This window comes from Nonomuraea sp. B208, from assembly GCF_057536035.1.
The window spans coordinates 940,421-950,649 of the sequence record NZ_BAAJOU010000010.1 but is presented as its reverse complement, the minus strand read 5'-3'; the positions used below and the strand labels follow the sequence as shown (position 1 = coordinate 950,649).

The 10,229-nt window shown below is 74.6% G+C and carries 7 protein-coding genes; 2 read left to right on the top strand and 5 right to left on the bottom strand.

The features are described from left to right. On the top strand, positions 1-900 hold a 900-nt coding region (locus AC27IY_RS09725; protein ID WP_487177704.1), incomplete at its 5' end, for a CHAT domain-containing protein. A 322-nt stretch (positions 901-1,222) separates the two neighbouring features. Here the strand turns inward: AC27IY_RS09725 and AC27IY_RS09720 are convergent. From AC27IY_RS09720 to AC27IY_RS09705, 4 genes are all read right to left on the bottom strand, one after another. Then, complete coding sequence (locus AC27IY_RS09720; protein ID WP_487177703.1) at positions 1,223-2,044, bottom strand: sulfurtransferase; 822 nt, start codon at positions 2,042-2,044, stop codon at positions 1,223-1,225. Beyond that, the gene (locus tag AC27IY_RS09715; protein ID WP_344212688.1) at positions 2,041-3,165 is read right to left on the bottom strand and encodes an alkaline phosphatase family protein; all 1,125 of its coding nucleotides are present in this window, start codon (positions 3,163-3,165) and stop codon (positions 2,041-2,043) included. The genes AC27IY_RS09720 and AC27IY_RS09715 overlap by 4 nt, the downstream gene beginning before the upstream one ends. A gap of 285 nt (positions 3,166-3,450) precedes the next feature. Beyond that, entirely contained in the window at positions 3,451-4,044 is a 594-nt protein-coding gene (locus tag AC27IY_RS09710; protein ID WP_344212690.1) for a DUF5998 family protein, read from the bottom strand. 151 nt (positions 4,045-4,195) lie between these two features. Next, positions 4,196-6,961 (bottom strand): bifunctional acetate--CoA ligase family protein/GNAT family N-acetyltransferase, encoded by a 2,766-nt coding sequence (locus AC27IY_RS09705; RefSeq protein ID WP_487177702.1) that lies wholly within the window; start codon positions 6,959-6,961, stop codon positions 4,196-4,198. A gap of 168 nt (positions 6,962-7,129) precedes the next feature. Between AC27IY_RS09705 and AC27IY_RS09700 the strand changes: the two genes are divergently transcribed. Further along, the gene (locus AC27IY_RS09700; RefSeq protein ID WP_020541969.1) at positions 7,130-8,023 is read left to right on the top strand and encodes a carbohydrate kinase family protein; all 894 of its coding nucleotides are present in this window, start codon (positions 7,130-7,132) and stop codon (positions 8,021-8,023) included. Between the two features lie 56 nt (positions 8,024-8,079). On the opposite strand, the gene AC27IY_RS09695 is transcribed toward AC27IY_RS09700, so the two are convergent. Continuing rightward, a complete protein-coding gene (locus AC27IY_RS09695) occupies positions 8,080-10,167 on the bottom strand; it encodes a RecQ family ATP-dependent DNA helicase (RefSeq protein ID WP_371251940.1) in 2,088 nt (695 codons plus the stop codon). Positions 10,168-10,229 lie beyond the last annotated feature (62 nt).

Below are 10,229 nucleotides of genomic sequence, written 5' to 3'. Positions count from 1 at the left end.
GTGCTGGTCGGCGGGGAGCGGGTGCTGCTGCGCTGGCTGGGCGGGGTGCGGGCGGTGGAGGAGGCGGTCGTACGACTGCGCTACGCGCTGCGGCGGCACGGCGAGCGGCGCGACTGGTCCGGATCCGCGGGCCCGGACCGCGGGAACGATCTGGAGGTCGCGGCGCAGGAGGTGGACCGGCTGCTGTTCGGGCCGCTGGACGCCGAGCTGGGCGGCGGGCCGCTGGTGGTGGTGCCGGTCGGAGCCCTGCACACGCTGCCCTGGAGCGCGCTGCCCAGCCTGCGCGAACGTCCGGTCGGCGTGGCGGCCAGCGCCGCCGGCTGGCTGCGGGCACGGGCGCGGCACGACCGGCGCGGCGCGGACGCGCCCCGGGTCGCCGCGGCGGCCGGGCCCGGGCTGACGCACGCGCACGCCGAGGTGGCGCACGTCCTGGCCTGCCATCGCGTCGCCGCCGAGATCCCCGCGCGCGGCGGCCGCGTCCTCGACGCCCTCGGCGAGGTGGACGTGCTGCACCTGGCCGCGCACGGCGTCTTCCACGCCCGCAGCCCTCTGATGTCCGGCATCACCCTGGACGACGGGCTGCTGATGGCCTACGACCTGCTGACGCTGGATCGGGCGCCGGAGCTGGTGGTGCTGTCGGCGTGCAACTCCGGCATGTCGCGCGCGCCGGTCGAGGGGGCGCCGCTGGGGCTGCCGGGGACGTTCCTGGCGCAGGGGACGTCGTGCGTGATCGCCGGGATGGTGCCGGTGCAGGACGAGGCGGCGCGGGCGGTGATGACCGCCTTCCACGAGCTCGTCGCGGTCGGGCAGCCGCCGGCCGCGGCCCTCGCCGCCGCCGCGGCCAAGACCGGCGTGTACGAGTTCACCTGCTTCGGCGCGGGCGACCGGCCGCTCTACTGACTCAGCCCTTGACGGCCTCCGCGATCCGCAGGGCGACCTGGGCGGGCGTGAGGTGCGTGGTGTCGACGACCTCGGCCTCGGCGTGCAGCCACGTACGGGCCGCCTCGGTGGCCAGTGCTGGAAGTTCCCATCGCGGGCAGCCCCGGCGTGATGTCCATGAGCGCCTCGCCGACCTTCTCGGCGTTGAACACCCGTGAGTCCGGGATCAGCCGCTGCACGAGTGTACTGGTCGTCGTCTTGCCCGCGCCGTGGGTGCCGTTGATCCAGATGATCATGAGGTCCGATGTTAGCGCCGCGCGGCGAACGCCCGCGGTTCCCGGCGCTAGCCGCCGGTCGCGACCGGGCGGGCGGGGTCGGTCACCCAGTGGGACCAGGAGCCGACGTAGAGGGCGGCGGGCAGCCCGGCCAGCTCCAACGCCAGCACCTCGTGCGCCGCCGTCACACCGGAGCCGCAGTAGGCGCCGGCCGGCACGCCCTCGCCCGCCCCGAGCGCGGCGAAGCGGGACCGCAGTGCCGCGGGGTCGAGGAACCTGCCGTCGGGGCCGACGTTCTCGGTGGTGGGCGCGCTCACCGCGCCAGGGATGTGCCCGGCCACCGGATCGACCGGTTCGGCCTCGCCCCGGAACCGCTCCCCCGCCCTCGCGTCGAGCAGCACGCCTTCCGTGGCGAGCGCGCCGGCCTCGTCAGCGGTCAGGACCGGCATGCCGCCCGGCCGGGCGGTGAAGTCGCCCTCGGCGACGCCGGGGGTCTCCTTGGTGAGCGGCAGGCCCGCGGCTGTCCAGGCGGGCAGGCCGCCGTCGAGCACGCGTACGTCCTGGTGGCCGAAGTAGCGCAGCGCCCACCAGGCGCGGGCGGCGGAGGTGGAGCCGGCGTCGTCGTAGACGACGACCGGCCGCCCGTCGCGCACCCCGAGCCGGCGCATCGCGGCCTGGAACGCCTCCGCATCGGGCAGCGGGTGGCGGCCGCCACCGCCGGGGGGCGCGGCGAGGTCGTGGTCGAGGTCGCAGAAGACCGCGCCCGGCAGGTGGCCCTCGCGGTAGAGCTCGACGCCAGGCGGGCCGCCGAGCCGCCAGCGGACGTCCAGCAGCGTCACGTCGGGGCCGAGCGCGGCGAGGTCGGCGGCGGTGATCAGCGGGCCCGTCACGGGCGTACCTCCAGGAGCGGGACGTTCTGCTCGGCGGCGGTCATCGAGCCGTGGTAGCCGGTGAACAGCGCCTCGACGGGGTGGCGGGAAGGGGCGACGATGGCCAGGCCGTCGTGCGGGACCGCCACGACGTCGCCGATGCGCCCCAGCCACTCCTCGCGTACGCGGGGCCCGAACCAGCCGGAGTCCACCGCCTCCTGGCGCGAGACCACCCACGCCTTGCCGTGGAAGGTCTCGGCCCACGCCTCCAGCACGTGGCGGGCGGCGCCCGGCTCGGCGTAGACGTGCCTGGCCCGCGCCTCGCCGCCGAGCAGCGCGACGCCCTCCATCAGCTCGGGGACCTGCTCGGCGTCGACCTTCTCGGTGGCGTTGACCATGCCGTGGTCGGCGGTGACGTAGAGGGCGGAGCCGGGCGGCAGGCCCTCGGCCAGCCGGGCGGCCATGTCGTCCACGACGGCGAGCTGACGCAGCCATTCGTCGCTGCCCCAGCCCACCATGTGGCCGGCGGCGTCGAGGTCGCCGTAGTAGACGGTGACGTGGGCGTGGGGCTCGCGCAGGGCCTCGTGCACGCGGGCGATCCGCTCGTCCACGGTGTCGGCCGCGAGGTAGCGGACGCCGCGGTAGACGGCCCTGGTCAGGCCGGTGCCCTCGAACTCGGCGGGGGCCACGTAGCTCGGCCGGACGCCGGCCTCGGCGGCCCGCTGGTAGACGGTCTTGGCGGGCTGCCACTGCTCGGGGTCCATGCTCAGGCCGCCGGGAAGGCTCCAGCGCAGGCAGTTGAACAGGTGGCCGGTGCCGGGGACGGCGAGGGTCAGGCCGAGCATGCCGTGCTCGCCTGGGGTCATGCCGGTGCCGAGCGAGCACAGGCTCGTGACGGTGGTGGCGGGGAACCCGGCCGTGAGCGTGCGGGCGGTCAGGGAGGACAGGAACGGGGCGGCCTCGGGGTGAGCGCGCAGCAGGTCGGCGCCCAGGCCGTCGACGAGGAACAGGCAGACGCTGTCGGCGGGCGCCAGAGTCAGGCCGGCGTTCTCATGACGGGCGGGCTCGGGCACTCCCAAGGCGGCCAGCAGAGCGCCGGGCAGGTCGGCCAGCGACCCCCCGCCGTAGCCTGGCAGCAGCATGCCCACATCCTAGCCGTACGGGGGGAGACGGCCGGAGCACCCGCCACGGGCAGGCCGGGACCACGTGCGGCGGCTTTCCGCGGCGCACGGCGTAGCGGGACATCGGACGCGGCGGCGTTCCACAGCGCACGGCATAGCAGGCCACCGAGCGCGGCGGTGTGTCGCGACGGGCAGCGGAGCGCCCCTGGCCGCTTTCACGACGCGCGGCGGAGCCGGCCCTCGGCCGCGACCGACCAGCGTGTCGCGACGGACGGCGGAGCGGGCCTCGGTCGCTGGGTGGGTGGGTCAGGCGCCGGCGGCGCGGGCGGTGGCCTCGGACAGGGCCTTGGCGAAGGCCAGGACGTGCGTGACCGCCTCCGGCCCGTCGGCCGCCTCGCTGACCCGGAGGGACAGGTCGTCGGCGGTGATGGCGCCGGTGTAGCCGTGGTCGGCCTCGCAGTTCTCGTCGCCGCAGGTGGCGGGTTCGAGATCGACGTGGGAGATGGCCCCCCAGCCGATGGTGAGCGTGACCTCGGTGGGCGGGACGCCCGGGACGTAGGAGGCGGGGTCGGGGACGACGCGGGTGACGGCGACCGACTGGACGCGGCTCAGCCGGACGGCCTCCGTGGTGGTGGAGGCGTGCGAGGTCGAGACGCCCTCGACCGCCGGGTGCTCGTCGGTGTGGCAGACCAGCAGCCGCGTGCCCGTCAGCACCAGGACCGTGACGTGCCTGCGCACCTCCATCGCAGGATCGAACGTGGCCTCGTGGTGCACCACGAACGCGGTCACTGCCTCCTTGCCCAGCGCGGATTCGACCGCATCGGTGACGAGGTCGGGATAGTAGCCGCTGCGCTCGATCGCTTCACGCAGGCCCGCGGCTGAGACTCGGGTTTCCCTCATGGCTCCATCCTGCCAGGGGTCGGCCGTGCACTCACCCGCCGGATATAACGCTCTATAACGTCTTTCGGACAGGCAGCAAGGGGCACACCGGCCACCTGTTTCGCGGCAAGCCGAAGACGCCCGCGTCCATAGCGGCCCTGGACGGCCCTGGTCACGACAACCTGCGCGGGCCCCCGTCGAGCCGTGGCCCCGCCGGCGTGCGCAGGGTCGCGCGGGCGCCGAGGATCATCACGCTCGACTCGCCGACGAGCACCTGGTCGAGGTCCAGACGGGCCACCTCGGGCAGGTCGTTGGCCAGGCGGCCGACCCGTACGAGCAGCTCCTCCAGGGCGTCGACGGCGACGGGCGGGTAGCCGTACTGGCCGAAGAGCAGCGGGGCGGCGCGCACCGACCGGACCAGGGCGGCGGCGTCCTCCGCCGTGAGCGGCGCCAGGCGGTAGCCCTGGTCCTGCAGGAGCCGCGCGGTCACCTCCCCCAGCCCGAACGACACCACCGGCCCGAACGCCGGGTCCTCGACCACCCCCACCACCGTGGGGACCGCGGGCTGCGGCGCCATCCGCTGGACGGCCAGCACCTTCTCGCCGAGCTGGTCGGCGAACTCGGCGTAGGCGTGGCGGACCATCTCGGGGCCGGTCAGGCCGAGGCGTACGGTGCCGGCCCGGCGCGAGGCTCCGGGGTCGGCCACCTTGAGCACCACCGGCCAGCCGAGGCGTTCGGCGGCGGCCACGGCCTCCTCGGGCGAGCGGACCATCTCGGCGGGCCACACGGTCAGGCCGTAGCAGGAGAGCAGCTCGGCCGCGTCGATCTCGACCGGCGGCCCCGGCTCGGCGAACGCCGCCGAACGCACCCCGCGCCGCGTCCCGGCGATGTCCGCAGCGGGCCCGGGAACGGACGCGGCCCCGGGCGCGGGCTCGGAGACTGGCCCCGAGGCGGGCGCGGGCGTGGGCTCGGGGACGGACAGGAGGTTGTGGACCAGGGTGCGGGCGCGGGCCGGGTCGAGGTCGTCGAGGGCGGGTGGCGGGGTGGCGGGCTGGGCGCGCCAGGCCGCGTACCTGGCCGCCTGGGCGAGGGCGCGGACCGCCTCCTCCGGAGCCGCGTACGAGGGAATGGACCCCCGCGCCGGCGCCGGCCGCTCCCGCGAGGTCCCCGGCTCGGTCACCTGGAGCGCGGGATGCATCCCCAGATGCCCCTCGAACGTCGTCAGCACCGGCTTCCCCGAGCCCTGGGACACCCGCAGCAGCTCGGCGGCCACGGCCTCGGCGTCGCCCGGCAGCGGCGGCATGTAGATCACGACGGCGGCGTCCACGCCGGCGGAGGCGAGCTCCCCCTCCAGCGCCGCGCCGAACTCGGCGGCTCCCGCCGCGGGCCCCAGGTTGACCGGGGGACGCGGTTCGAGGCCGGCCGCGAGGCAGGCGTCGGCGGCGAGCAGGCCGAGCGCGTCGGAGTTGGTGACCAGCGCGACCTTGGGCCCGGCGGGCAGCGGCTGGTAGGCCAGGAGCTGCCCCACGTCGAAGAGCTGGATGAGGTCGTCCACCCGGATCAGGCCCGCCTGGGCGAACAGCGAGCTGATCGCCGAGTCGGGCAGCCCCAGCTCCTCGGCCGAGTGCCCCGAGGGCGTGCCGCCGCTCTTGACCACCACGACCGGCTTGCGCCGGCTGATGCGCCGGGCCAGGCGGGTGAACTTGCGCGGGTTGCCCAGCGACTCCAGGTAGAGCAGGATCACCTCGGTCGCGTCGTCCTCCTCCCAGTACTGCAGGAGGTCGTTGCCGGACACGTCGGCCCGGTTGCCGGCCGAGACGAACGACGAGATGCCCATGCCGCGCTGCGCCACCCGCTGCAGCAGCGCGGTGCCGAGGGCGCCCGACTGGCTGAAGAAGCCGACCTTCCCCCGGCCGGGGACGGTGGCGGCGAGCGTGGCGTTGAGCCGTACGGAACGGTCGGTGTTGGCGATGCCGAGGCAGTTGGGGCCGACCACGCGCAGCCCGTACGAGCGGGCGGTGCGCGCCAGCTCGTCCTGCCGCTCGCGGCCCTCCGCGCCCGTCTCGCCGAACCCCGACGACACCACGACCAGCCCGTGCACGCCCTTCTGGGCGCACTCCTCGACCACGTCGAGCACGCTCTCGGCGGGCACGGCCACCACGGCGAGGTCGACGTCGCCGTCGATCGCGGTGACGCTCGGATAGGCGCGTACGCCCGCCACCGCCCGCACCTCGCGGTGCACCGGGTAGACGGGGCCGGTGAAGTCGGCGGCCAGCAGGTTGCGCAGCACGGTCTGGCCTACCCCGCCCGGCTCGCGGGAGGCGCCGATGACCGCCACCGAGCCGGGCGTGAGCAGCCGGGCGATGGAACGGGACTCGGCGCGGTGCTCGCGGGAGGTGGTCACCTCGGCGGAGGTCTCGGTGGGGGTCAGGTCGAGCGTCATGCGGACGACGCCGTCGGCGAACCGGCTCTGCGCGGTGTAGCCCGCCTGGCGCAGCACGCCCATCATGCGCATGTTGGCGGGCAGCACATCGGCGACGAAGGTCTCGATGCCGTGCTCACGGGCGGTCGCCGCCAGGTGTTCGAGGAGCACGGACGCGACGCCGCGGCCCTGGTGGGCGTCCTCGACGAGGAAGGCCACCTCGGCCTCGCCGGGACCGGTCTTGTCGTAGCGGATGACCGCCACCATCTCGGTGCCGATCGTGGCGATCAGCGCGACGCGGTCGACGTAGTCGACGTTGGTGAAGCGCTCCACGTCACGGTCCGACAGGCGCGGCCGCGGTCCGAAGAACCGGAAGTAGATCGACTCGTCGGACAGGCGTGAGTAGAAGGAGCGAAGGCGGTCCGCGTCGGCGGGCCTGATGGGGCGTACGTGAGCGGTGCCGCCGTCCGCCAGGACGACGTCGGCCTCCCAGTGGGCCGGATACTGTGCCTCCACAGCAACGAGCGTAGACCCGCATCCCAAATGCCAAGACCAGAGGCTGTTTTGGGCAACGCTTGTGCATCGACTCCCACCTCGTGTCGCCGGTCAGCCCCACGGTCGGCCCGGAAGCTGTTAGTTTTGCCGTGGCCAGGGTCGTTCTGAAGGCAGCAAGGTGGTGGCATCATGACGCGGGTCGTCGTGGTGGGCGATCTCATGACCGACGCGGTGGCGCGCGCCCGTTATGCGCTCGCCCGAGCGAGCGACACCCCGGCGGTCGTCACCATGCACGGCGGCGGGTCCGGGGCCAACATCTCCTCCTGGCTGGCCGTCGAGGGCGCCGAGGTCGCCTTCATCGGCCGCAGGGGCGCCGACATCACCGGTCGCAACCGCGACATGGAGCTGATGGGCTACGGCGTCGACGCGCGCCTGGTCATGGATCCGGAGCGGCCCACCGGCACCTGCGTGGTGCTGGTGACGCACAAGGGCGAGCGCACCATGCTCTCCGACCCCGGCGCCAACGCCGCGCTGTCCCCCGAGGACCTGCCGCGCGACCTGTTCACCTCGGGCGCCCACCTGCACCTGTCCGGCTACACGCTGATGAACGAGGGCTCGCGCGAGGCTGGCTTCGCCGCGCTCGACATGGCCAGGCGCTCCGGGATGTCGATCTCCGTCGACTGCGCCTCGTCGGCGCCGCTGGAGCGCACCGGGGCCGAGCCGTTCCTGGAGTGGACCAACGGCGCCAAGCTGTTGTTCGCCAACATCGACCAGGCCAAGGTGCTGACCGGCCGCGACGACGCCGAGGCGGCGGCCAAGGTGCTGACCGCGTGGTTCCCGCAGGTCGTGATCAAGATGAACAAGGAGGGCGCGCTGTGGTACAGCAACGGCCGCCCCGACCCCGTACGCGCCGCCGCCGAGCCGGTCGAGAAGATCGTGGACGGCACGGGCGCGGGTGACGCGTTCTGCGCCGGGTTCCTGCCGCCGTGGCTGGAGGGCAAGCCGCCGGCCGAGTCACTGGCCTCGGGCTGCCGCCTGGCCGCCAAGGCCATCATGCACCTGGGCGCCCGCCCGCCCTTCTAGCCCGAGCCGTACGGGCCCGCCCGCCCTTCCGGCCCCCGTCCGGGGGCCGGTGGGCGTCAGCTGACCGTGGCGAGGGCCAGCGGCAGCACCGCGGGCGCCCCCGCGTGCCGGACCAGGGCCGTGGCGAGCGTCATCGTCCAGCCGGTGTCGACCCGGTCGTCGACGAGCAGCACCGGCCCGCCGCACTCCGCGACGCGCCCCGCGAGGTCCTTGGGCATGGCGAGCGTGGCCCGGATCGCCTGCACCCGCTTGGCGCTGTTGAACTGCTGCCCCGGCGAGCCCGCCCGGTAGCCCAGCTCGCCGAGGTAGGTCAGCCGGCCGATCTGCGCCAGGCGTTCGGCGAAGGAGCGTACGAGCTGCGGCCGCGACGCCGACGGCAGATTGACCACGGCGACCGGCCGGTCCCGCCAATCCCAGGCGGCCAGCACCTGGATCACGGCCCGCAGCAGGTCGTCCGGCACCGGGCCGTCGCCCCCGTGGAACAGCTCGCGCAGCCGGTTGCCCCATCCGATGTCGGTGAGCCGGCCGAGCGCGCGGCCGGGCTCGGCGCCCAGCTCGGGCTTGATCCGGCCGGACAGGTCGGACAGGCCGGTCGGCCACTGCCGGCGGGCCTCCAGCTCGACGCCGGGGCGGCTCAGCCGCTCGCGGGCCTGCTCGACGGCCTGGGGGGCGATGTCGGGCGAGCGGTGCCTGCCGGTGCAGTTGTCGCACCGGCCGCAGGGGTGGGCCGCGTCGTCGTCGAGGTGCCGGCGGAGGTAGTGCTCGCGGCACTCGGTGGTGGTGAGGTAGCCGAGCATGGCCTCCTGCTCGGCGCGGCGCTCGGCGGCGATGCGGGTGTAGCGCTCGGTGTCGTACGACCACTCCTCGCCGGTCGCCTCCCAGCCGCCCTTGACCCGGCGGACGGCGCCGTCGACGTCGAGCACCTTGAGCATCATCTCCAGCCGGCTCCGGCTGAGGTCGACGGCGGTCTCCAGGGCCGGGGTGGACATGACGCCGCGCTCCTCCAGCGCCGCCAGGGTGGCGCGGACGACGGGCTCGGGCGGGAAGGCCAGCGAGGCGAAGTAGGCCCAGATGTCGCGGTCCTCGGCGCCGGGGAGCAGGATGACCTCGGCCCGCTCGACGCCGCGCCCGGCCCTGCCGACCTGCTGGTAGTAGGCGACCGGCGACTGCGGAGCGCCCACGTGCACGACGAAGCCCAGGTCGGGCTTGTCGAACCCCATGCCGAGCGCGCTCGTCGCCACCAGCGCCTTGATCTTGTTGGCGAGCAGCGCCTCCTCGGCCGCGAGCCGCTCGGCCGGATCGGTCTGGCCCGAGTAGGCGGCCACCTCGTGGCCCTGCTCGCGCAGGTAGCCGGCCACCTCGTGGGCGGCGGCCACCGTCAGGGTGTAGACGATGCCGGAGCCCGGCAGCTCGTGCAGCGTCTGGGCGAGCCAGGCCAGGCGCTGCTCGGCGGTGGGCAGGCGGACCACGGACAGGTGCAGGCTCTCGCGCTCCAGCGGGCCGCGCAGCACCAGCGTGTCCTCGCCCATCTGCTCGGCGACGTCGCGGGTGACGCGGGCGTTGGCCGTGGCGGTGGTCGCGAGGACGGGGATGCCGGGCGGCAGCTCCTCGAACAGCCGGGCCAGCCTGCGGTAGTCGGGCCGGAAGTCGTGCCCCCAGTCGGAGATGCAGTGGGCCTCGTCCACCACGACCAGCCCGGCGCTCTCGGCCAGCTCGGGCAGCACGTTGTCGCGGAAGTCGGGGTTGTTGAGCCGCTCGGGGCTGACCAGCAGCACGTCGACCAGGCCGTCGGCGACCTGGGAGTAGATCTCCTCCCAGTCCTCCGGGTTGGCGGAGTTGATGGTGACGGCCCTGATGCCGGCGCGCTCGGCGGCGGCGATCTGGTTGCGCATGAGCGCGAGCAGCGGCGAGACGATGACCGTCGGCCCCTCGCCCAGCTCGCGCAGCAGCGCGGTGGCGACGAAGTAGACGGCCGACTTGCCCCAGCCGGTGCGCTGCACCACGAGCACCCGCCGCCGGTCGACGACCAGCGCCTCGATGGCGGCCCACTGGTCGTCACGGAGCACGGCGTGCTCGCCGGCCAGCGCCCGCAGGCGCTCCTCGGCCTCTTCGCGCAACACCTCGGCGTCGGGGGCATCAATCATGCCCTCCTTGTTACCAGCTCCCTCCGACGTTTCGCGCCTCCACGCCGGAACGTGACCGCCGA